The sequence below is a fragment of the Bordetella holmesii genome (genome assembly GCF_020735985.1).
Classification (GTDB): Bacteria; Pseudomonadota; Gammaproteobacteria; order Burkholderiales; family Burkholderiaceae_B; genus Bordetella; species Bordetella holmesii.
On the sequence record NZ_CP085973.1, the window covers coordinates 1,886,202 to 1,909,610 of the forward strand.

Consider the following 23,409-nt stretch of genomic DNA (forward strand, 5'->3'; position numbering starts at 1 on the left):
CTGCGCCGCCTGCCATCGCCTTGCGCGCCCGCCGGACACAGCGACCTTCGCCACGGCGGCTGGGCCCACCCGGGCACGGGTCAGGCTCACAGCTCTATCCAGGCCTGGGCCCGGGGAAAGTAGAGCGCCGCACGGGCGGGCCGCCCATCCAGAGCGGTGACCTGAGCACAATAGCGTTTGAGCTGCTCGGCGTGGCGCAACCGCATGCGTTGGGAAAAATGGGCGGCCGTCTCACCGGCCAAGGCCTGGCCGGTTTTGTAATCCACGATGAGCCAGCCATCCTCGATGCTCAAGGCCAAGTCGATGACGGACACCCGGCCTGCGGCATCGATGAGCGGCCACTCGCGCCGCGCGCGAGACTGGCGCAATAGCCACAGCCCCTTTTCGTGCGTCAATGTAGCTTGCAGGGTCTGCAGTACGGCCTCGGCAGCGCTATCGGCCTGGCTATCGGGGATACCGGCACGGGTCAACTGCCGCCGCATGGCCGGCAGATGCTCGCGCAGGCGCCGCGCATCCCAGAACTCGCCACCCTCCTCTCCCATCCGCGCAAGCCATGCATGCGCCAGCGTCCCGACGGCAGCCTCGTAGCCCGCTTCCAACTGCCAGGCCGGATGCTCCGCATCGGCGGCCAGGCCCGCCACCTGCGCGTTGCGCCGGGGTGTGGCGGCCAGCTCGGCCACACTCGCGTCGTCCAGACGCATCAAGGCCCCCCCCTGCCAGGCCGGTATACCGCCAGCGTCAGGTTGGGGATCGGCCTGTGGTGACGGCGCTTGCCCTGCATCGACGTAGGGCCAAAGCCTTGCAAGCAGGCTGGAGGCGGCCGGCACCCGCAGCCCCTTTTCTTCGTCGATCGCGACGCTGCCGATCAGGTGCAGGCGTTTGCGGGCGCGCGTGGCGGCTACATAAAGCAGACGATCGGTTTCATAGGCGGCGCGGCGCGCTTCGCGCGCGCCCAGGTAGCGCGAGATCGGGTCGGCCTCGATATCGGCGCGCGCCTTGATCGGCCCCATGAGCACCCGCCCATTGTGGTGTTCGAACCGCACGAGCGGCGCCTGATCGCCACGCGGCACCCGATGCAGGCCATAAAGAATGACGCTGTCGAACTGCAGCCCCTTGGACTTGTGCATGGTCATGATCTCGACCGCTCCCTGCTCGCCTTGCACGTCGGGCGCGGCAAAAAGGCGCGCGACAGCGGTATCGAAAGCCGCGGTATCCAAGCCTCCATGAGGGGCGAGCCGCTCGACCAATTGGAACAGGCTTTCGGCATCGGCCGCCGCCCCCACGCCGGTATACAGACCTGCGCCTCCCAGCGCTTGCCAAGTACTCTGCAGCCAGGCAGCCAGCGGCCAGGTGCCGGAATCATTGCCCCGATCGAGCAAGATGGCCGCCACGCGCGACAGCCGCGCATATTCTTCGGGTGCCAGGCAACGCCGAGCCACCGCACTGCCAGACTCTGACGGCGCATCGAACAAGCCGGCCTGAGGGGAGGCGGCCACCGGTTCGGCCAGGGCCTGGCGCAAGACATCCGGCACCGGCGCGCGGTGATCCTGACCAAACAGGCGTTGCAGGCTCTCGAGGGTCAGCCCGCACCAAGGCGCGCGCAGCACGGACAGCCAGGCCATGCGATCCGCCGGATGCGTGAGCGCGCGCAACAATTGCACCAGATCGGCCACCACCGGACGCAGGCGCAAGGGCACGAGTTCAACCGCTCGGCTCGGGATGTCCTCCTGAGCAAGCCGGCGCGACAGACTGCCCAGATGCGAGCGCGCCCGGACCAGAATGGCCACCGGATGCGCACTGCCGGCATGTTCGAGCAGGGCGGCGCGAGCCAATGCCACGGCAATGTCTTCGGCAGCGGCTTCGCCTGACGCCCGATCTGCGGTGCCCCAGGCCGGATGGAAACTCACTGCCGCGCCATCGAGCGGGGGGTGAAACGCGGCCGAAGGGCTGTAACGGATGGCGCCGGCCACCGCGTCGTTGTCACGCGGCAGCAGATCGCCGAATGCCCGGTTGACCCAATCGACGACACCTCCCTGCGAACGGAAGTTATCGGTCAACCGGAGAAATTCCAGCGGCAACTCGCCTACGCCGTGTTCCGTCGCGCCGAGGAAAAGACCCACTTCCGCCTTGCGAAAGCGGTAGATGGACTGCATGGGGTCGCCCACCAGAAACAGCGTATGACCATCGCCCGGCTGCCATCCGGAGGTGAGCGTGGTCAGCAAATCGATCTGCGTCTGACTGGTGTCCTGGAACTCGTCGACCAACAGATGGCTGATGGACGCGTCGAGCTTGAGCAGCAACTCACCGGGATCATCGGCATCGCCCAATGCGCGTTGGGCCCGCTGGGCGATTTCGATGAAATCGACCTCGCCCGCATCAGCGAAGACTTTCTGCAACTGCCCGACCGCCAGAGCCAGCGTCACCAGTTGCGAGCTGAGCACTTCCCATTGCCCGTCACTGAAGTGCGCCTCGGGCATATCGACGACTGAGGCCAGACGCGCGATCCAGGGCTCATCGCCGCTGAACCCCGAGAGCCATTGCACAAACGCGTCCTTGTGCGCGCATTTGGCCGGGAATCCCAAGGTTTTGTTGACGCCTTTGGGACTGCGCAAGGAGCCCGCTCCCGTGAGCAACAGATGGCATAGCGCCCGCCAGCGCGGCAGGGCGTCGGCGTCGGCCGGCAATGGGCCCTGCCAGTCCAGCAAGGGATCCAGGCGCCTGTCCTGGCTTGCCGCGAGTTCGGCGGCGGCCTGCCGCGCCAGGCTGCACAGGTCAGCGTCGAATCCGCGCGGCATGAGGCTGCACACGGTCGCCAACTCGCTGGACAGCGTCTGGGCAAGGTGGGATTGCAGCCGCTCCCGGTCCAGACCATGGGCCAGCAACGGCAGCCATTGATCACGTTGACCCAGCATATCGGCAATAGCCTGCTCGGCGGCTGCGACATCGACGTCCAGATGGGCCAGCAGATTGACGATGGACTCATGCTCGCCGGCCAGCGCCAAGGTCGCGCGGGCGGCGGCTTCGTAAAGGGCACGCGCGTCATCGGCGATTTCAGGCATGCCGCCCAGCCCTGACAGCCAAGGCATGCCCCGCACCAGTCCGGCGCAGAACGAATCAATGGTGCGAATGGCCAGGCGGGCCGGATGCCGCAAGACCTGCCAGTCCATTTCGGCATCGCGCTCAAGGGCGGCACGCGCCAGTTGCCAACTGCGGCGCTCATGTTCGGCCTGCGGCTCGGGGCCTTTGCCTCGGGCGAGTTTTTCCAGGACTCGCGCATGCATCTCGGAGGCGGCTTTGCGCGTGAACGTGATGGCAACGATCTCCTCGGGCTTTCTGACCGTGGACAGCAGGGCCAGAATGCGGTCTGTCAGCAGCTCGGTCTTGCCCGAGCCAGCAGGCGCCTGGACGATGAAGGAGGTTTGCGGGTCCAGCGCGCGCAAACGCGCGGCGTGGTCTTGGGGTTGGCGATCGCTCATGGTTCAGGCCTCATCCACATCCAGATCCAGGCGCAGAAACGGCATGGCATCACAGTATTTAAGATCGTCGCGCCCCCAGGCCACATTGGGCGCGTGGCCACGCGCGTACTCATTGGCCAGGTTCTCGATGGCGGCGCGCCAGCCGGCCAGAATCTCCGCCCAATTGCGCCCGGCAAACGCCTCGCTGTCGGCCGCCAGGTGCACCCCCTCCATACCGAGGTCTTCCTCGGCCAGCCCCTGTGCTCCCACGTTGCGCGCATGAATCTGCCCAAGCAGCAGTCCCACCACGTGCGTATCCGGCGCATCGCCGGCCAGCACCGCGGCATAAAACGGCAACTGCAGATTGATGGGCCGGGCCCGCGCCCAATCCGACTCGGGACGAGCCTGCCCCGATCCCGTCTTGTAGTCGAGAATCACCGCGCGGCCGTCGGCGAGCCTGTCCATGCGGTCCAGGCGTAGCTTGAGCGACAAGGGGCCGTGCCGCCAGCGATGGTCGGCCTCCAGCCCGGCCACGACAAAGGGCAGTCGCCGGGCCTCCAGCGCCATCCAGCGCGCCAGCACTGACTCGGCCCGCGTGCATTCAAGAGCGCGCAAGGCAGGCGCATAAGCAACCAACGTTTCGTCGGCAGCCTGCTCCACGGCCTCGTGCAAAAGTGGCGCCAGACGCGCCTGGCTCATGGCCAGGTGCAAGGCCTCCTGGTCGGGCAGCAGGCGCCAGGCCAGCTCCAACGCCCGATGCAGGAACTGCCCGCGCACATTCTGGGCTGCGGCCTGCGCATAGGGCGCAAGCTCCCGGGCACCCAGACGATGTCGGACAAACGCCCACAGCGGATTGCGCGCCTGCGTATCGAGGACATCGATCCCCCCGGTGCTGTCGCCCGCACTGTCCAACGGCGGCCCCGACTCATCGATCAGGCTCTGCTGGAGCCAGACATGCTCGAGACCGTCGCCGCCCATATCGGCAACGCGCAAGGGCGCCTCGGCGATCAGCGGTGATGGGCGCAGCTCACGCTCGCCTTCATGCTCGGCGCAGCTGACGACCAGTTCAGGTGCGCAAGCGCGTAAGGCTTCGTAGATGTTTTCGGCCCATTCGCGTTCGCGCTCGGGCGTGGCGCGCGGCGCACCGGCCTGGCGCAGCACACTCAATGGCAAGAACGGATTGGGCTTGGGCGAGGCGGGCAGCACCTCATCGGTCAGTCCCAATATCCAGACACCATCCCAACTGCCCCCCTCGGCTTCCAGCAACCCGAGAACGTCAAGCCTGGCGCGTGGATCACGCTGAGGCTGAAAACTGCCTGCACGCGCCGCGCTGATCAACAACCGGACGGCGCCACGGCCGTTGAGCGGACCTGCCGCCGGGGCCAACGCGGCGAAATCGCCCAAAAGCTCGCCCAAGGCACCCAGCACCTGGTAGCCCACACTGTCGACCGCCTGCTCACCCGGAAACCCCAGCGCCTTGAGGGCTTCGCGCATGCGAGGCGCCCACACATCGCAGGAGGCGCGTGTGGGTCCGTCGCGCCAGATTTTCATCGCGGCCTCCCAAGCCTGCGCCAGACGGGGGCTGTACTGCAGGTCGCTGCGCCAGGAGGCTTCGGTCACGTCGATACGGCCGAGGCGGCGCCAACGTGCATCCAGCGCGGCGTGCCGCTCGCCGCGGTCACCCGCGCAGTGCCCGGCCAGCATGGCCGCCCCCAATACGGGCACGGCCACTTTGCCTGCGCTGCCCATTTCCGCTACGGCCTGCAGCCAGGCCAGTGCGGCACGCAAGGCCGGCCACTCGATCAAGGAGCGGCCGACGGCCACGTTAAACGGCAGTTCGGCCTGGCCAGGCTCACCTTGCAAGGCCTGCATCAATACACGACGGGCGAAAGGCGCCTCGCTTTCGAGCTGCGACGAGACGATGGCGTAGCGGCCTGCGGGGTTCTCGCGCAAGCGGCACGCCGCCCAGGCTGCTGCAGCGCGCCATTCGGCGCCGTGATCAGCCACCAGAACGCGCTCGGGATGTGCTCGTTCACGCTGGCCCTCGCGCCAGACGAGCAAGACCGCCCCTCCTTCCTCCAGGGCAGCCAACAGGCGGGCAAAGCGCGGCGAAATCTCACCAAAACCGGCCAGCACGACGCGCTCGGGCGGCATCAGCTCGCCCGCTCGCAGCGCTCGCAGCACCCGCTCGTAGCCCTGATTGGCATCATCGGCATCGAGGTCGGCCAACAGACTGCGGTAGCGCTCACGCCAGCGCGCAAAACCCCGATATTCGTCCGTCATAGCAGACTCGGGCACATCGAGACGCCACTCATTGCACAGCATGTCGGCATCCATGGCCAACCGGGCAGCCTGATCGATGTCGAGCAACTCGCGCTCGGCCTCCTCGCGCTGAATGGCTTCACGCCATACCAGTTGCGCGGCAAAGCCGCCCAGTCGGTAAGCGGGCAGCTCGGCATGCACGGTGAAGGACAACTCATCGGCGGCGCTGGCCAACCAGGCTGACAGCGGCAGAATACGGGGCAGCTCGCTGACCTGACGATCGGCCCGCAGCCGCGCGGCCAGCTCAAGCGTCAGGCGACGCGACAAGCGATTATTGACAGTCAGCACCAGCGTGCCGGTGCAAGGCAGATCACCGAGTTGCGACGTGTCGCAGGCGGGCAATTGGGCGAGAGAGGTCATGCGCGGCGGACCGACGGATTCGATTACCCGAAGGATAGCCTGCCTGCTGCCGCATCAGAAGCCGCACAGCGCCGTGACATTCTCCCAACTCAACCGCATCTGCGGCGAAAGATAACCGGCAAAGCCCAGCGCCAGCACGGCGACCAGGGCCAGGCCGCCCACCCAGCGCGGCCAGCGCGCCTTCATGCCGCAGCACCGATGACGCGTTCGCGTACCGGCAGGCAGAGCACCATGGCCAGAAGCGCCAGCGCCAGCCCCATCCACCAGACGCCGTTATAGCTGCCGGTATGCGCGTACACATAACCGCCCAGCCAGACACCGGTGAAACTGCCGATCTGGTGAAAGAGAAACGCGATACCCGACAACGTCGCGGCGAACCGCAGCCCGTAGATCTCGCCGATGAGGCCCTGCGTCAGCGGCACGGTGCCCAGCCAGAAAAGCCCCATCCATGCCGCGAAGACATAGAGAACCAGCGGGGTGAGCGGCAGCGCCAGCACCAGCACAATGCCTATGGCCCGCAAGCCGTAGAGTGCCGCCAACAACCATTTCTTGCTGTAGCGCCCACCTAACTTGCCGGCATAAAACGAGCCGAAGACATTGAACAGACCGATCAGGGCAAGGGTGGTCGCGCCATAGCTGGCGTTGAGCCCCGCATCGGATACGAAAGCCGGCAGATGCAGCGTGATGAAAGCCGTGTGGAAACCGCAGACGAAATAGCTCCACGACAAAAAGTGAAACGAGGGATGCGTCAGCGCCTGGCGCACGGCAAAACCCAGCGTCTGCGTCCCCGTGTGCGCCTGCGGTTTGCCCCGCAGAAACCAGGCCAGGGGCAGCGCCGCGGCTACCAGCAACGACAGCAGCCACAATGCGCCCGTCCAATTGAGGTGCGTGATGGCGAATTGGCCACCCGGCACCACCAGAAACTGGCCGAGCGAACCACCCGCGCTGGCAATCCCCATGGCAGTGCTGCGGTAGGCGGGCGGGACCGCGCGGGCAATGACGGGCAGAATCACCGGAAATGTCATGCCAGCCTGGCCCAGACCGACCACGACACCACTCATGAAGCACAGGGTGAACGGATCGGCCGCATAGCGGGTGCCCAGCATGCCGCAAAAGTACAGCAGTGCGCCCAGGACCACCGTACGACCGGAACCATAACGGTCCGCCATGATCCCCATGAAAATACAGGACACGCCCCACACCAGGTTCTGCAAGGCGAAGGCGAAGGAAAAGAGCTCCCGCCCCCAGCCATGCGCCAGCCCCATGGGCTGCATGAACAGCCCAAACGTGGCGCGCACGCCCATGGCCAACAGCACCACCACCGTGCCAGCCACGATCGTGCGCACGGATACTGCTTCTGATGTATTCGACATGGCAGTCGGATTGTCTCGAGTAAACACCTGGCGTCGTTGCGCCATGTTATGAAAGTCCGCCATGCCTGGCATCGCGGTAACGCCGCTGTCGGCGCCAGAGACGAATAATAGACCTCGCCTCGTGAAGCGAAAAGCCGCTGCAGCAATGCTAGAATGCCGGTCTTTCCTCTCGTGCCACCATCGAAAACCAAGGCTTTTCAAGCACTTGAGTTTTCTGGCTGGCTGCTCGAGCAAGTACTCGCCGTAGTTAAATGGATATAACCGGCCCCTCCTAAGGGTCAATTGGTGGTTCGATTCCACCCGGCGAGGCCAACTACCGTCCTCGTGCTGCCGAGGCTCCGCGTACCGCCTGCGTCGACTCGCTCCGATTCCCCCACGCTATTGCGCCTGTTGCAGGACAAATTGGTATACGCTCGCGCAACGGGGGCGCCACGCCAATGCGTCCCCGGTTTTTTATGGCAAATAACCGCAATGCCCTCTTGCGCGCAAGTTCAAATTGCTGTTTAAATTTGGCCCGTAAACCCATAATTCACTTGGTTTTTTTCTAGTCTTATCCTAGATGTGACCGGGTTGTACTTTCATACAGACAGATAAGGCCTGTAATCATGGCATTTCCCTGGATACGCGCGCTCGCATCGGCATTCGCCCCCCTGGCGCTGGCCGTCGCGACCCTGCACTCGGCCAACGCCCTGGCGGCCAAGCCGGCGGATCCCTGCAAGACCAACGCCAAGTCCGCCGAGTGCAAGGCGGCCAAGAAAAAAGCGGCCAGCGCCAGCAAAAGCGCCAGCACCAAAAAGACAACCAGCAAGGTCAGTAGCAAGACGGCTTCCAAGACCTCCGCCAAGACGACCTCTCAAGCAAAAAAGAGCAGCGCGGCAAAAACCGCCTCGAGCAAGAAGACGACGACTCGGGCCAAGACCCGCGCCGTCAGCAGTGCAGCGCTGCCGGCAGCGGCAGCCTCCCCGGCCGCGGAAGCGCGCGCCCTGCGTTCGTCCACCGCCTATGTCCAGGATCTCGAGACCTCGACGGTGCTGTTTGCCAAGAACGAAAACGTTGTGCGCCCGATCGCCTCCATCTCCAAACTGATGACCGCGTTGGTGGTAGTGGATGCCAACCAGCCGATGAACGAGATCATCGAGGTCACCGACGAAGACGTCGATACGCTCAAGCACACGACCTCGCGCCTGCGCGTCGGTACCCGCCTGTCGCGAGGCGACATGCTGCATCTGGCCCTCATGTCCTCCGAAAACCGCGCCGCCCACGCACTGGGCCGCAATTATCCGGGCGGGCTGAGCGCCTTTGTGCAGGCCATGAATGCCAAAGCCCGTTCGCTGGGCATGATCAACACGCACTTCATCGAGCCCACGGGTCTGTCGAGCGAGAATGTCTCGTCACCCCATGATCTGGCCCGGCTGCTGCGCGCGGCCGCGCAACGCCCGTTGATCCATCGCTACTCCACCGACACCGAATACGATGTGGAGATCAACAAGCGCACCCAGACCTTCCGCAATACCAACCTGCTGGTGCGCAAGCCCGATTGGGATATCAAGGTGTCCAAAACGGGGTTCATCAACGAAGCGGGCGAGTGCCTGGTCATGCTGGCACGCATCAATGGCCGCGACATGGCCATCGTGCTGCTGGACTCCCAAGGTAAGTTTTCGCGTATCGGTGATGCGGTGCGCATTCGCCGCATCCTGCAAAGCGATGTGGCGATGCTCTGATCCGCATCCCGTCAACGGCCGCCGAAAGCGGCCTTTTTTTGGTTGCGACAGAGTGGACCAAGAGGCGCGCTCCTCAGCCGTGCGCTAAGGCGTCGTCGCTAGGATCAGTGTCCTTTACTCCAAGCCGACGCTGACGGTCTTGGCATCCAGCAATGCGACGAGCACCTGCGGGGCGATACCCACGAGATAGCCGCGCCGCCCGCCGTTGATATAGACCTCGGGATAAGCCAGGATGCTTTCTTCGACATAGACCGGCATCCGCTTGCGCGTGCCGAACGGCGAGGTGCCACCGACCTGATAACCGGAGTGCCGCTGCGCGACGTCGGGCTGACAGGGGCTGACTTTCTTCAAACCGGCCTGACGCGCAAGGTTCTTGGTCGAGACCTCGCGGTCGCCATGCATGATGACCACCAGGGGCCGAGCGGCCTCGTCTTCCATGACGAGGGTTTTGACCACCGCGTGCGGATCCAAACCCAGTTGCCGGGCCGCCTCACCCGCGCCGCCATGATCGACGTAGTCATAGGTATGCTCGGTGAATGCCACGTTGTGCTGCTTGAGCAATTGGGTGGCGGGGGTCTCGGAAACGTGTCGGGATTTGCTCATGAGATAAGGGCGCCTAGGCGCGCGGATGGTGGACGGCGTGCAGCGACTTCAGCCGCTCTCGCGCCACATGGGTATAGATCTGGGTGGTGGAAATATCAGCGTGCCCCAACAGTAACTGCACCACCCGCAGGTCTGCGCCGTGGTTGAGTAAATGGGTAGCAAAGGCATGCCGGAGAGTATGCGGCGACAGCGGCGCCTGCACATCGGCCAGCCGGGCATACTTTTTGACAAGCTGCCAGAACGCCTGGCGCGACATGGCTTCGGCTCTGCTGGTGACAAAAAGCGCATCCGCCACGCGCGCGCCCGCCAGTTCAGCGCGTGCCTGACTCAGATAGCGTTGCAGCCAATGCGCAGCCTCGGCGCCCAGCGGCACCAGCCTGTCCTTGCCGCCCTTACCCTGCACCACGCGCACCACGGCATCGCTCAAACTGACATCCAGAGTCTTCAAGCCGACCAGCTCGGACACGCGCAAGCCCGTGGCATACAGCGTTTCGAGCATGGCGCGATCGCGCAGACCCCGCGCGGTGTCCAGGTCGGGAGCCGCCAACAAGGCTTCGACTTGCGCCTCCGACAGAGTCTGGGGCACGCGCAGCGGCTGTTTGGCGGCCTCCAGTGTCAGGCAGGGGTCGGCGGCCGCGCGCTTCTCGCGCAACGCCCAGGCATAGAAGCGGCGCAACGTCGCCAACCTGCGGTTGGCCGTGGTGGGGCGGCTGTCTTCATGACGCTGCGCAAACCAGGCTTCAATGTCTGCGCCGCCTGCCGCGCACAGATCGCCCCCGGTCGACAGCCCCGATGCGGGCGACTGCAACCACCGAGCAAACGCGCTGAGGTCGCGCCGGTAAGCCGCCAGCGTATTGGCGGCCAGGCCATCTTCGAGCCAGATGGCATCGATGAAAGCGTCGATATCGGGCTGAGCAACGAGAACAGGGGTTTCCGGCATGTCAGGCAAGTGAGGGTGGACGAGAGGCTAAGGGTTACGCGCGGCCTCGTGCGCGGCGGTCGCCTTGAGCCAGACTTCGAAGGCCTTGAGCGCGCCCGACCGTTCGCTGTGCTGAGGGTAGCCGAAGTAATAGCCCTGGCTGACCTGTAAAGCCTGCGGCGCCGGCATGACCAGCGTGCCGGCATCCAGTGCCGGCTGTGCAAGAAAACGCGGCATCAGGCCCACCCCGAGACCCGCCTGGACGGCGGCCATCACCATGGTGAAGAGTTCATACCGCGGCCCATAGACGTGTCCATTGGCGCCATACCACTGGCGCCAGGCATCTGGCCGCGAAGCCAGATGCAGATGCGTCATACCCGCCAACGCCGCGGCATCTTGCTCGCCTACCCCCTCAAGCAGTCCCGGCGCGCATACCGTCACCAGCTCGCGCTCGGGAAACAGCAGCACGCCCTTGGTGCCTGGCCAGACGCCATCGCCATGGTAGAGCGCACCATCGAAGGGGTGGTCCTTGAATTGGAACGGCAGCGTGCGCACCGAGAGACTGACGGAAATATCGGCATGGGCCTGCTGAAAATCCGCCAACCGCGGGATCAACCAGGTGGTGGCCAGGGTGGGCACCACCGCGATGTGGATGCTGCGGCCCATGCCGGTGCGGCTGACCAATCCAAAAGTGTCCTTCTCGATCTGATCCAGGTGATGGCGGATGCGCCCGGCATACTCGGCTCCCTGATCGGTCAGAACGATGCGCCGCCGCACGCGGGTAAACAGTTGCACGCCCAACCGGGACTCCAGGCTGGCGACCTGGCGATAGACCGCGCTGTGCGTCAGGGAAAGCTCCTCGGCTGCCCGTGAGAAGCTGCCCAGACGCGCCGAGGCCTCGAAAGCCTGCAAGGCGCTCAGATTGGGAATGCCGTTTCTCATATTTGCTCATCCATCCTGCATGTCACTTCGGGCAGACCCGGCTAGGCGCGGCACGCGCCGGCCTATAGGCTTACCTCCGGCTCTGGCCTGCCTGGCCGATGTTGCGGCGCAGCAGGGCAAGCTAGTGCCGGCAGCTCACTATCATGTGCAATTTTATCAATTGCCTTGTGCAAGTCTGGAACATTATTCTGGCGCGATATTCCTGCTAAACCCAATTATGAACACCCAATCCTCCGCGTCGTCCTCCGCCTCTGTCAAAGGCTCCCGCATGGGCGGCCACATTCTGGTCGATCAGTTGTTCGCCCACGGTGTCAAGCACGTCTTCTGTGTGCCTGGCGAGAGCTACCTGGCCGTGCTGGACGGACTGCATGATGCCAGCATAGAAGTCACTGTCTGCCGTCAGGAAGGCGGCGCAGCCATGATGGCCGACGCCCACGGCAAGCTCACGGGCGAGCCGGGCATCTGCATGGTTACCCGCGGTCCGGGCGCGGCCAATGCGCTGGCTGGCATCCACATCGCCAAGCAGGACTCCTCCCCGCTGATTCTTTTCGTCGGGCAGATCGAACGCGGCATGCGCGAGCGCGAAGCCTTCCAAGAGATGGATTACCGCGCCGTCTTCGGCACCCAGGCCAAGTGGGTCACGGAGATCGATCAAGTCGAACGCATTCCAGAATTGATCTCGCGCGCTTTCCATGTTGCCACCTCGGGGCGCCCCGGCCCGGTCGTCATCGCCCTGCCCGAAGACATGCTGGTCGAAATGGCGGATGTGCCCGATGCACCGCATTACGAAGTCATCGACGCCGCGCCCGCGTCCGACCAGATGGACACGCTCACGCAGATGCTGGCCAGCGCCCGCAAGCCGGTCGCCATTCTGGGCGGCACCCGGTGGGATGCCCAAGCCGTCGCGCAGTTTGCTGATTTCGCCCGCGCCCACGCTCTGCCGGTGGGCGTGTCCTTCCGGCGCCAGATGCTATTTCCGGCCGACCACCCCTGCTACGTCGGCGACGTGGGGCTGGGCATCAATCCGGCGCTTCTGGCGCGTGTCCGCGAAGCCGACCTGATTCTTCTGGTGGGTGGCCGCATGTCGGAGAACCCCAGCCAGGCTTACACCCTGCTCGACATCCCGGTGCCGCGCCAGAAGTTGGTGCATGTGCATCCGGACAGCGCCGAGCTGGCCCGCGTCTACCGCCCCAATCTGGCCGTCAATGTGTCGCCGACGGCCTTCTGCGCGGCGCTGGCCAGTATCCCCGCGCCCGAGGCTGCCCCGTCCTGGGCGGCGGATACCGAACGCATGCGCCAGAACTACCTGGCCTGGAGCGACCCGTCCCAAATCAAGACTCCCGGCTCGCTGCAAATGGGCGAGGTCATGGCCTACCTGGAAGACGCGTTGCCTCCCGACGCCATCATGACCAACGGCGCCGGCAACTACGCCAGCTGGCTGCATCGTTTCCATCGCCATACCCGTTATGCAACGCAGTTGGCCCCGACCTCCGGCTCCATGGGCTACGGCCTGCCCGCCGCCGTCGGCGCCAAACGCATCTGGCCCGACAAGACCGTGATCTGCTTTGCCGGCGACGGATGCTTTCTCATGCACGGCCAGGAATTCGCCACGGCAGTGCAATACGACCTGCCCATCATCGTGGTGCTGGTGGACAACGGCATGTACGGCACCATCCGCATGCACCAGGAGAAGCACTACCCTGGCCGGGTGTCCGCCACACAACTGAAAAATCCCGATTTCGCCGACTACGCCCGCGCGTTTGGCGGCCATGGCGAACGCGTGGAGACGAGCGCCGAGTTCGGCCCTGCCTTCGAACGCGCGCGAGCCAGCGGCAAACCCGCCATCCTGCATTGCCTGATCGACCCCGAAACCATCTCGCCGTCGACCACCCTGGAAAAGATTCGCGCCGCTGCGCTTGAGGCCAAGGCCTGAGCGTTGCCGCCAATTTATATTTAAACTTAAATCATCCATACACTGGAGTACTGCATGTCCGCTACGCCCTCGTTTAACTGGGAAGATCCGCTGTTGCTGGATCAGCAACTGACCGAAGAAGAGCGCATGGTGCGCGATGCCGCGCAGGCTTACGCGCAGGACAAGCTCGCCACGCGCGTGCTCGAAGCCTTCCGCCATGAGAAAACCGATCCGGCCATCTTTGCCGAAATGGGCGAACTGGGACTGCTGGGCGCGACCATTCCCGCCGAGTACGGTGGTGCTGGCCTGAACTACGTCAGCTACGGCCTGATCGCCCGTGAAGTCGAGCGTGTCGATTCCGGCTATCGCTCGATGATGAGCGTGCAGTCCTCGCTGGTCATGGTGCCGATCAACGAGTTCGGCAGCGAAGAGCAAAAGCGTAAGTACCTGCCCAAACTGTCCGCAGGCGAGTGGATCGGCTGCTTCGGCCTGACCGAGCCCAACCACGGTTCTGACCCTGCAGGCATGGAAACCCGTGCCGTGAAGATCGACGGTGGCTACAAAGTCAGCGGCGCGAAGATGTGGATCACCAACTCGCCCATCGCCGATGTGTTCGTGGTGTGGGCCAAGTGCGTGGGCGGCGAGTTTGACGGCAAGATCCGTGGCTTCATCCTCGAAAAGGGCATGAAGGGCCTGTCGGCACCTGCCATCCATGGCAAGGTCGGCCTGCGCGCCTCGATCACCGGTGAAATCGTCATGGATGAAGTCGAGATCAGCGACGCTCAAATGATGCCCGGCGTCTCCGGCTTGCGTGGCCCCTTCACCTGCCTGAATTCGGCCCGCTTCGGTATCGCCTGGGGCGCGTTGGGCGCGGCCGAGGCCTGCTGGCACACCGCGCGTCAGTACACGATGGATCGCAAGCAATTCGGCCGCCCGTTGGCCGCCAACCAGCTGATCCAGAAAAAACTGGCCGACATGCAGACCGAAATCACGCTGGCCCTGCAAGGCTGCCTGCGTCTGGGCCGCATGAAGGACGAAGGCACTGCCGCCGTCGAAATTACGTCCATCATGAAGCGCAACTCCTGCGGCAAGGCTTTGGATGTCGCCCGTCTGGCGCGCGACATGCTTGGCGGCAACGGCATTTCCGACGAGTTCGGTGTGGCCCGCCATCTGGTAAACCTGGAAGTGGTCAACACCTACGAAGGCACGCACGACGTGCATGCACTCATCCTGGGCCGTGCGCAGACCGGCATTCAGTCTTTCTTCTAAGGCTGTCGGTTACTGGCACGACGCAACCCCAGGCCTGAGTGCCTGGGGTTTTGCATTGGCTTTGGCGCTCGTAAAGCCCGTGTTTCCGCATTATTAATAGCCGCGCCCGTCGTCTCTGTATACCGTGTAGTTTGGTCCCGCAGAGGACTCTACTCGAACAATCGGAGACACTATGCAGCTTTTTCGCCGTCTGGCCGCCCTCGCGGCTTGCTCGGTCGTTGCCAGCATCGCGACGGCCACCGCTCATGCCGCAGACGCCGGCGCCGACTGGCCTCAGCGCCCCGTTACGCTATACCTCGGCTTTCCGCCAGGGACCTCCACCGACATGGTGGCTCGCTTGTTGGGCGAACAATTCAGCAAACGCTGGGGGCAGCCTGTCATCGTCGAAAACAAACCGGGTGTCGGCGGCAGCTTGGGGGCGGCCACGGCGGCGCGCATGCCAGCCGATGGCTACACGCTGTTGCTGAGCGCCTCCGGCCCCATGAGCATCAATCCGCATGTCTACAAGAACGTGGGCTACGACAGCGCCACCAGTTTCGCGCCCATCACCCAGACCACCTGGCTGCCTTATGCGCTGGTCGTGCGCCCGGATTTCCAAGCCAAAAGCCTGCAGGAGCTCATCGCACTGGCTCGCAGCCAGCCTGGCAAGCTCACCTACGCAAGCACGGGCGTGGGCACCAATAGCCATCTCATCATGGCCATGCTTCAGGCCAAGACCGGCATGACATTGACGCACGTCCCGTACAAAGGCAGTTCGCAAAGCCAGGCTGATGTGCTGGGCGGCAACGTGGACATGACCTTTGACACCTTGGCCTCCGAGCTGCCCATGATCCAGAGCAAGCGCTTGATGCCGCTGGCCGTCAGCAAAGGCCAGCGCACCGATCTGGCGCCTGACGTCCCTACCGTGGCCGAGCAGGGTTTCCCCAATTTCGAGGTGGGCGCGTGGCTGGGACTGTTTGCACCGGCCGGCACTCCGGATGCCGTGGTGCGCAAGGTGTTCGACACCACCCAGCAGGTGATGAATGACCCAGCCGTCAGGCAGAAGATGATTACGCTCGGTTCCGAGGTGCGGCTCAGCCAAAGCCCCGAGGCGTTTGCTGCAATGATGCGGGATGACTATGCCATGTGGGGCAAAGTCGTAGAAGAAACAGGAGCAAAATCGCAATGAAACAGATGCAGAACGCCCTGGCGCAACGTGCGCCGGGGATATCCGATGTCGAGTGGAATACGCGCGTGGACCTGGCGGCCTGCTATCGCCTGATCGCTCTGTTTGGCATGAGCGATCTCATCTACAACCACATCACGGCACGGATTCCTGGCACTCGCGATGAGCTGCTGATCAACCCGTACGGTTTGATGTATGAAGAGATCACGGCCTCGAGCCTGGTGCGCATCGATATCGAAGGCAATGTGCTGCACAACGCAGACACGGAACTGGGCATCAACCAGGCCGGTTATGTGATCCATAGCGCCGTGCATGGCGCGCGCCATGACGTGGGCTGCGTCATCCACACCCATACGCGTGCCGGCATGGCGGTGTCGGCCATGCAATGTGGCCTGCTCCCCCTGACACAGACCTCGATGCGTTTTGCCGACATTGCCTACCATGACTATGAGAGCGTAGCGATCGATCTGGACGAACGCGCCCGTCTGGTGGCGGACCTGGGCCAGAAAGAAGCAATGATCCTGCGCAACCACGGTTTGCTGGTGGCAAGCGCCTCGATCGCCCAAGCGTTCAATAGCATGTACTGGCTGGAAATGGCCTGCAAAGCGCAGATCGATGCCATGCACAGTGGCGTGGCCCTGCACACGCCGTCACAAGCCGTGATCGACCGCACCTGCCATCTTTACAAACCGACCACCCGGCGCCCCTTCGGCGAGATGGAGTGGCCGGCCATGCTGCGCCTGCTGGATCGTCGCGATCCGGGTTTTCGCGGTTGATCTGCCGGCAGGCTCAGCCCTGCCCGCTCAGGTCGAACAGGCTGGTGGCTTCGAGTTCCAGCACGATTTCGTCGTGCTGGTTATAGACGAGCCACGTCCAATTGATGATGCCCAGATCCTCCCGCGAGGCTGAGGTGCGGGCACCAAGCACGCGGGCGTGCAGGGTAAGGGTATCGCCCGGACGTACCGGAACCCGCCACCGCACCTCACCGAGCCCGGGTGAGCCGAAAGACTCCGAGTCATGCAACACGGCGTCGACTGCCATGCGCATCGCCAGCGCACACGTATGCCAGCCGCTGGCGATCAACCCACCCCAGCGGCCTTGCTCGGCGCGCGTTTCATCGACGTGAAACCACTGCGGATCAAACTTGCTTGCAAATGCAAGCACCTCTTCGCGCGAGACCTTGACGGGCCCGCCCTTGATCTCCATCCCCTGGCGTAGTTCGGCAAACTTCATGGCTTGTCCTGTAGAAAGCAGGCCTAGAAGCGGCCTGTCCTACAGCATATCGCGCCCTGGCGAGCGGGTGCGAGCCCGGAGTTGCTATCAGATCTGCGCCGCGATGACGAAGGGCCCCTTGTGATTGAGGCCGGCCAGCAACGCCTGCGTGAATCCCTCGATGGTGTCGACGCGTACCGCATCCACGCCCATGCCTCGGGCCAGACTGACCCAGTCCAGGCTCGGGTCGACCAGATCCAGCATGCGCTGCGCATTGCGGCCCGGTTCCTGCACGCCAACGTTACGCATTTCGCCATGCAGCGTCTGATAACTGTTGTTGGCGTAAATGATGGTCAGGCAGTCCAGGCGCTCGCGCGCCTGCGTCCAAAGCGCCTGGAGCGTGTACATACCGCTGCCATCGGCCTGCATCGTGACCACCTTGCGATCCGGGCAGGCGATGGCGGCACCGGTGGCCATGGGCAACCCAATGCCGATGGCACCGCCGGTAAGCTGCAACCAGTCATGCGGTGCCGAATTGACGTTGTGCACGCCGATCTCCCGGCCTTGTGTGATGGACTCATCCACCAGGATGGTGTTGTCCGGCAGATGATGCATGGTGATCAGGTTGATGGCCGCGCTCGTGAGCGCGCCCGAGGCAGGCAACGGTTCATGCCATCCTGGCGCGGCCAGGCGCGGGGCGTCCGGCTTGATACCCAGCTCTTCGGCCAGCCATTCCAGCGCCTGCTCCAGATCCTGCTCTTGGGTGGCCAGTGCCACCACATTGCACTCCGAGGGCGCCAAAAGGCTGGGTTTGCCGGGATAGGCAAAAAAAGCAACCGGCGCGCGCGCCAACCAGCACCAGATTGCGCACATCTTTCAGAAAGGCCAGAGCCATGTCCACCGGGTAGGGCAGGCGCGCGACGGGCACACGCCCCAGGCCGCGTTCGATGCGGCGGTTGGAGGTCTCACTGGCCAGACGCACGCCGGTGGCCTGGGCGATGCGGCCCGCAGCGGCCAGGGCGCGGCCACGCAAGGCCGCCCCGCCCAACATGAGCATCGTCTTCTCGCCCGAACGAATGGCGGCCGCGGCAGCCCGGACAGCGTCTCCGTCCGGACGTAAAGGCGCCTGGATGTCGACCGGTGCAGGCGCCGGTGTACCGTCGGGGAGATCGGTCCATGCGGCATCGGCAGGCAGAAAAAGCGTGGCCACATTGCCCGGGGCCTGTCGCGCCACCTCGATGGCCTCGCTGGTGCGAGCAGCGACCGCTGCCGCGTTGTCGATGCGGCCCACCCAATGCGACATGGGGCGGGCCACGGCCTCGCCATCGCTGGTCAGCGGAGCGTCGCACTGCACGTGGTAGCTGGCATGATCGCCAACGACGTTGACCATGGGCGTGCGCGCGCGACGCGCATTATGCAAATTGGCCAGGCCATTGCCCAGGCCAGGGCCCAGATGCAGCAGCGTTGCCGCGGGCTTGTCCGCCATGCGCGCATAACCGTCGGCGGCCCCCGTCACCACGCCCTCGAACAGTCCCAATACGCAACGCATCCGTGGTTTGCGGTCCAGCGCCGCTACAAAATGCATTTCCGACGTGCCGGGGTTGGCAAAACAGACATCGATGTCATTGGCAAGCAGGGTATCGCAGAGGCTGTCAGCGCCGTTCATGGTGGTGTGATCTCGTAGGAAAGATGGGCGAGCCACGGCCGCGTGCCGCCCTTGCGCTGAACATGATAGGGACAGCGGCCGGATGCGCCTAGGTCCATTTCAGGACCCGGCTATGGAACCACTCGACGGCGCCGCACGAAAAACCGGGATGGCCCCGCAGAAACGCCCGCCCTGCTCGATCTCATGAGGTTTGAGCCCAGCTACTGGGTGCCACGCCCTTGGCCTGGCGGAACATCTTGCTGAAGTGGCTCAGTCTGGAAAAACCGATGGCCAGAGCGGTCTCGGTAACGCTGTGGCCACCGGCCAGCAGGGCCGCTGCAGCGTCGAGCCGGACCTGCAGCAGATAGGCATGCACCGAACGGCCGGCCACTGACCGAAAGCCCGCTTTCAGGCGCTTTTCGCTCAAACCCACGGTCTGCGCCAACCGCCGCACGCTCCAGTCCTCGTCATAGCGCTCTTCGATCAGGCGCCGGGCGCGCGCCAACAGTTGGCGCTCACGCGGATCTGCTGGCAGACTACCCGAGCGATTGACCATGTCGAGCACCACAGCCAGCGCCTCCAACCCTTTGGCGCGCAGATAGAGACGCCGCGTGTGCGGCTCGGCGTAAGGGCAATCCACCACATCGGCAGCCAAATGCAACAACGAAGACGGCGCCCGGAAGCCAGCCATCAGCGAGCCTGCTGCACTGCAATCCTGCAGAAAGTCGCCCTGCAGGGCCACCAATGGCCGGCCGCCGGCGCGCAGCAGGCCGGTCGGCGTATAGCGGATGTCGATCAGGCGCACCCGCTGCCCGCCTGGCATGCGAAAGCGCCCCCGCACGCATTGCTCACCCGTCTGAATGACCGCCATCCCCGGGGTAGCATGCAAGGGCGGGCCGCCATCGATACTCATGTCGGCCTCTCCGTCCAGAAAAACGGCGATACACAGCATCGGCGGGCCTTCGGCCTGCACGTCCAGCGCCTGTACCGGCATGCCATGCCAGGCGGTGATGGTCAGTTCATCATCGAGACCATCGATGCGCGACATGCCTGCCCAATCCGTGGGCAGCCTCACGTCAGGCAGCAGTGGATGCACGTCGTGGCAGGTTGCCGGCAGGGATAAGGACATGGTGACCTCGAAAACGACAACGGCGGCCCCGAAAGTGGTAGCAGCCATCGCAACGAATGACAATAATTCTCATTAATCATTCTAACGAAAATTCCGAGGCTCTCATGAAACACCCGCAAGTCACGCGTCTGGCCGCGCTGGCCTTGGCGGCGCTGCCCGTCCCGGCGGCGCTGGCCGACACGCCAGCCCAGCTCGATGCCGTCACCGTGACGGCATCGAAGCGAGACCAGAAACTCGACAGCATCAATGGTGCGGCTTATGTGCGCTCCTCCGACGCCCTGGCCGCCAACCAGGTCGAAAACACGCTGCAGCTCGGCGGCGTGACTTCCGCCCAGGACTTCTATAACCCCGCGCTCACCATCTACGTCGACGGCGTGCCCCAGTTGCCTGTTGCGGCTTCACAGCAATTGCTCGACGTCGACCAAGTGGAGTTGCTCAAAGGCCCTCAGTCCACGCTGTATGGCAGAAGTGCGTTGGGAGGCGTACTGAACATCGTCACACGCCAGCCGGACAACGAAACCCATGTCCGCGCATCGGCTGGCGTGGCCAGCCGTGACGGCTACCTCTTCAAGGCCGGTGCCAGCGCGGCACTGGTCGAGGATATGTTGTATGGCTCGGTCAGCCTGGCGACGTCCGATGCGCCCGGCAGACTGTCCAACCCCATCACCGGCAGCGATGGCGTGGGAGGCAGCAGCACCAACGCAGGGGCAGCAAAGTTGCGGTTAGCCCCTGCCGGCAGCCCGTGGGAAATCGGCCTCGCGGTCAGCGGCGAATGCACCCGCGCCCGTCAGGACGCGTATGTGCCCTTCGATGATCCAGGCGCAGGCCAGGCCTATGTGATGCCGGGGTTTCCGGCCGGCCAGGCCGATTTCAAGCAGCGTCGCTGCGGCGGAAGTCAGGCCATCAACGCACAGTATGACTTCGAGGGGTGGCGCCTGACTGCACTGGCAGCCTGGCAACGCCTGCATTACCGCCGCGAATACCCCATCGGCCCCTACTTCACGCAACAACCTGAGCATTGGCGCCAGCAAGTCCAGGAGCTCCGCCTGGCATCCACCGGTCAGCGCACCGTCGACAGCGTATTCGGGCTGTACCGGCAGCGGGTGACGCAGTCACGCGACTACATCAACGATCTGGTTGCGCCCGTCGCCATCCGCGCGTTGGATACCCACTCGACCAACACCAGCGAGTCGTTGGCTGCCTACGCCGACCTGACGTGGCATGCCACCGAAGCCCTGGATCTCTCGGCTGGGCTGCACTGGTCGCACGACAAGGCCAGCATCGATTACAGCGGCCAATCGCTCAACTACAGTACCTTCGGTCAGGATCCTTTTGGTGGCCAGGACACCACGCGCGGCAATACCGCGCTGGGGCGCGTGTCGGCGGGCTACCGGCTCGACGACGCTTGGCGGGTATACGCCAACGCCTCGCAAGGCTACAAGCCTGGCGGATTCAACTTGGCACCCTCATCGGCCGCCGATGCCCAGCCCTATGGGAGAGAGAAGGCCGTCAGCTATGAGTTGGGCGCACGCTATCAAGGCGAGTCCCTGCGTGGCGGGGTGGCGCTCTATCGCATCGATGTGCGCGACGCGCAACTGTACGTCAGCAATCAGATCGGCTATCAGCACCTCGAGAACGTGGGTAGAACCCGTTCCAGTGGAGTGGAGTTCGACGCCGCCTGGGATGTCACTGAGCAGTGGACGGTGGGACTGCAGGGTAATTGGACACGGGCGCGCTTCCGCGCTCTGACGCCAGCCGCTAGCGGGGCCTGCGACGACAATCGGGTGCCCTTCTCGCCGGCCTATATGGTGGCGGCCAGCGCCCAGGCGGCTTTCTCGACGTCAGCGGGCATGCTGCGGCCGCGCGTGGAGGTCCGTCGTGTCGGATCGCAGTACTTCGACGTCGGCAATACGCTGCGGCAGGATGCCTATACCCTGATGAACGCCAGCCTCTCCTGGCAGCCGCGCAGCAGCCTGACACTGACCGCCTACATCAACAATTTGACGGACAAGCGCTACCGGACCTATGCCTTCGCAGGAGGCGCCCTAGGTAATTTCGCACTCGTCGATCCGGGCCGCACGGTAGGCGTGAATGTCGCGTACGAGTACTAAGAGCCCGATCTACTTGCCGGGCGCAGCCTGCACGCTGGCGGGCTGCCTATTCATTGCGCGCCTGGTCGCGCGCACCTCACCAGGAGAAGGCGTTTGACGAATCCCCCCCCTTTGGCGGTCATCGCCGGCGCTGGCGTGGCCGGCCTGTCCAATGCGTGGTGGCTGACGCAGGCCGGTTGGCGTGTCGTCGTGGTTGAACGCGCCGCCGACTTGCGCGATGGCGGCTACATGATGGGGCTGTCCGGTCCCGGACTGCACACCGCGCGCAACATGGGCCTGGTGCCTGCGCTGCGTGCCGTCGAGCACGATATCCGCGAGAACATCTATCGCGACCGTCACGGCCGCGAGATCATGCGTATTCGCTACCGAGACTTGCTCGAGCAACTGGACTGGATCACCCTCAGGCGCAGCGACCTCGTACGCGTGCTGCACGAGGCGGTCCGTGACCGCTGCGAACTGCGGCTGCCGTGCACGGTGCAACAGTGGCAAGACAATGGCGAGAAGGTGCAGGTCAGCCTTTCGGATGGCAGCCACTGGCAGGCGGACCTGCTCATCGGCGCAGACGGCGTGCATTCCACCCTTCGCAGCCGCGCGTTCGCGTCGCGTTACGAGGCTCTTGGCTATCGCTATGCGGCCTATGACTTAGCCGATACGCTGGGCCTGGCCCCCGACTTCGTCTCCTATGCAGCAGTCGGGCAGCAAGTGGAGTACCACGGTCTGGGCGAGCAGCGTATGGCGGTTCTGCATGTGTGGCGCAGCGACGCCAGCGGGCTGGTGCCCCCCCCCCCGCAACGTCGCGCGCTGCTGCAGGCGTTGGCAGCCCGTAGCCATCCTCAAGTCGGCCAACTGCTCGATAGTTTGCCGGAGGATGCGCCCATCGTCATGGACGATCTGGCCATGATAGCGATGCCAAGCTGGCATCGAGGCCGACTCTTGCTGGCCGGAGATGCCGCCCACAGCTTGTCGCTCATCTCAGGGCAAGGGGCAGGTATGGCGATGGCCTCGGCCGCCGTACTGGCTCAGGAATTGCAGCGCCAGCCCGTGGCCGACGCCTTGCGGGCGCATGATGCGCGATTGCGGCCCATCATCGAGCAACTGCAGGCCCGAAGCCGCAAGCTGGCGCCGATGTACGTGCCCAGCGCTGGCTGGAGTTTCCGTCTGCGCAACACTGCCATGCGCTATCTTCCCCAGCTGCTGCTCAAGCGCTATTTTCTAAGCGGCCTGAAGTCGGAAGCCGATGCCGCGCGCGCCCTGGCTTGAACCCGCTGGCC

The 23,409-nt window shown here is 64.4% G+C and carries 16 protein-coding genes, 1 tRNA gene and 1 pseudogene; 8 read left to right on the top strand and 10 right to left on the bottom strand.

The genetic code is table 11. The features are described from left to right. Window positions 1-86: 86 nt before the first annotated feature. Genes LK440_RS09015 through LK440_RS09025 form a run of 4 tightly spaced genes read right to left on the bottom strand, consistent with a single transcriptional unit; the run spans window position 87 to window position 7,510 of the window. Complete coding sequence (locus LK440_RS09015) at window positions 87-3,476, bottom strand: UvrD-helicase domain-containing protein (RefSeq protein WP_005013496.1); 3,390 nt, start codon at window positions 3,474-3,476, stop codon at window positions 87-89. A gap of 3 nt (window positions 3,477-3,479) precedes the next feature. Continuing rightward, entirely contained in the window at window positions 3,480-6,137 is a 2,658-nt protein-coding gene (locus LK440_RS09020) for a PD-(D/E)XK nuclease family protein (protein WP_005013495.1), read from the bottom strand. A gap of 54 nt (window positions 6,138-6,191) precedes the next feature. Beyond that, a complete protein-coding gene (locus LK440_RS17880) occupies window positions 6,192-6,323 on the bottom strand; it encodes a hypothetical protein (protein ID WP_005013494.1) in 132 nt (43 codons plus the stop codon). Then, on the bottom strand, window positions 6,320-7,510 hold the full coding sequence (locus LK440_RS09025) for an MFS transporter (protein WP_025341417.1): 1,191 nt from the start codon (window positions 7,508-7,510) through the stop codon (window positions 6,320-6,322). Before LK440_RS09025 ends, LK440_RS17880 begins: the two co-directional genes overlap by 4 nt. Window positions 7,511-7,747: 237 nt before the next feature. Here LK440_RS09025 and LK440_RS09030 point away from each other — a divergent pair. Both LK440_RS09030 and pbpG read left to right on the top strand, forming a co-directional pair. Continuing rightward, window positions 7,748-7,822, top strand: a tRNA-Arg gene (locus LK440_RS09030). Between the two features lie 293 nt (window positions 7,823-8,115). Further along, window positions 8,116-9,231: a D-alanyl-D-alanine endopeptidase gene (pbpG, locus tag LK440_RS09035; RefSeq protein WP_005013490.1), complete on the top strand. Its 1,116-nt coding sequence runs from the start codon at window positions 8,116-8,118 to the stop codon at window positions 9,229-9,231. A gap of 114 nt (window positions 9,232-9,345) precedes the next feature. Here pbpG and ybaK read toward each other — a convergent pair whose 3' ends face one another. The 3 genes from ybaK to LK440_RS09050 are packed head-to-tail and all read right to left on the bottom strand — an operon-like array spanning window position 9,346 to window position 11,695. After that, a complete protein-coding gene (ybaK, locus tag LK440_RS09040; protein WP_005013488.1) occupies window positions 9,346-9,834 on the bottom strand; it encodes a Cys-tRNA(Pro) deacylase in 489 nt (162 codons plus the stop codon). A gap of 13 nt (window positions 9,835-9,847) precedes the next feature. After that, a complete protein-coding gene (gene xerD, locus LK440_RS09045; RefSeq protein ID WP_005013486.1) occupies window positions 9,848-10,774 on the bottom strand; it encodes a site-specific tyrosine recombinase XerD in 927 nt (308 codons plus the stop codon). A 27-nt stretch (window positions 10,775-10,801) separates the two neighbouring features. Continuing rightward, the gene (locus LK440_RS09050; RefSeq protein WP_005013483.1) at window positions 10,802-11,695 is read right to left on the bottom strand and encodes a LysR substrate-binding domain-containing protein; all 894 of its coding nucleotides are present in this window, start codon (window positions 11,693-11,695) and stop codon (window positions 10,802-10,804) included. A gap of 217 nt (window positions 11,696-11,912) precedes the next feature. Here LK440_RS09050 and LK440_RS09055 point away from each other — a divergent pair, with 217 nt between their 5' ends. The 4 genes from LK440_RS09055 (at window position 11,913) to LK440_RS09070 (ending at window position 16,817) form a co-directional block, all read left to right on the top strand. Next, entirely contained in the window at window positions 11,913-13,628 is a 1,716-nt protein-coding gene (locus LK440_RS09055; RefSeq protein ID WP_026087862.1) for a thiamine pyrophosphate-binding protein, read from the top strand. 54 nt (window positions 13,629-13,682) lie between these two features. After that, window positions 13,683-14,876 (top strand): acyl-CoA dehydrogenase, encoded by a 1,194-nt coding sequence (locus LK440_RS09060; RefSeq protein ID WP_005013477.1) that lies wholly within the window; start codon window positions 13,683-13,685, stop codon window positions 14,874-14,876. 172 nt (window positions 14,877-15,048) lie between these two features. Continuing rightward, entirely contained in the window at window positions 15,049-16,044 is a 996-nt protein-coding gene (locus tag LK440_RS09065) for a Bug family tripartite tricarboxylate transporter substrate binding protein (protein ID WP_005019293.1), read from the top strand. Continuing rightward, on the top strand, window positions 16,041-16,817 hold the full coding sequence (locus tag LK440_RS09070) for a class II aldolase/adducin family protein (RefSeq protein WP_005013473.1): 777 nt from the start codon (window positions 16,041-16,043) through the stop codon (window positions 16,815-16,817). The genes LK440_RS09065 and LK440_RS09070 overlap by 4 nt, the downstream gene beginning before the upstream one ends. A gap of 13 nt (window positions 16,818-16,830) precedes the next feature. Here the strand turns inward: LK440_RS09070 and LK440_RS09075 are convergent, their stop codons facing one another. The 3 genes and pseudogenes from LK440_RS09075 to LK440_RS09085 form a co-directional block, all read right to left on the bottom strand. Beyond that, window positions 16,831-17,274, bottom strand: a complete 444-nt coding sequence (locus LK440_RS09075; RefSeq protein ID WP_005013472.1) for a MaoC family dehydratase — start codon at window positions 17,272-17,274, stop codon at window positions 16,831-16,833. 87 nt (window positions 17,275-17,361) lie between these two features. Continuing rightward, a pseudogene (locus LK440_RS09080) lies at window positions 17,362-18,919 on the bottom strand (acetolactate synthase large subunit). Window positions 18,920-19,100: 181 nt separating this feature from the next. Continuing rightward, window positions 19,101-20,027, bottom strand: coding sequence for a helix-turn-helix transcriptional regulator (locus LK440_RS09085; protein WP_227944722.1), 927 nt, complete (start codon window positions 20,025-20,027; stop codon window positions 19,101-19,103). Window positions 20,028-20,131: 104 nt separating this feature from the next. On the opposite strand from LK440_RS09085, the gene LK440_RS09090 reads away from it, so the two are divergent. Then, window positions 20,132-22,138 carry a TonB-dependent receptor gene (locus LK440_RS09090; protein WP_005013466.1) on the top strand — a complete coding sequence of 669 codons (2,007 nt, stop codon included), beginning with the start codon at window positions 20,132-20,134 and terminating at the stop codon, window positions 22,136-22,138. A gap of 93 nt (window positions 22,139-22,231) precedes the next feature. After that, window positions 22,232-23,398 carry an FAD-dependent oxidoreductase gene (locus LK440_RS09095; protein ID WP_032826426.1) on the top strand — a complete coding sequence of 389 codons (1,167 nt, stop codon included), beginning with the start codon at window positions 22,232-22,234 and terminating at the stop codon, window positions 23,396-23,398. The last annotated feature ends 11 nt before the right edge of the window (window positions 23,399-23,409 follow it).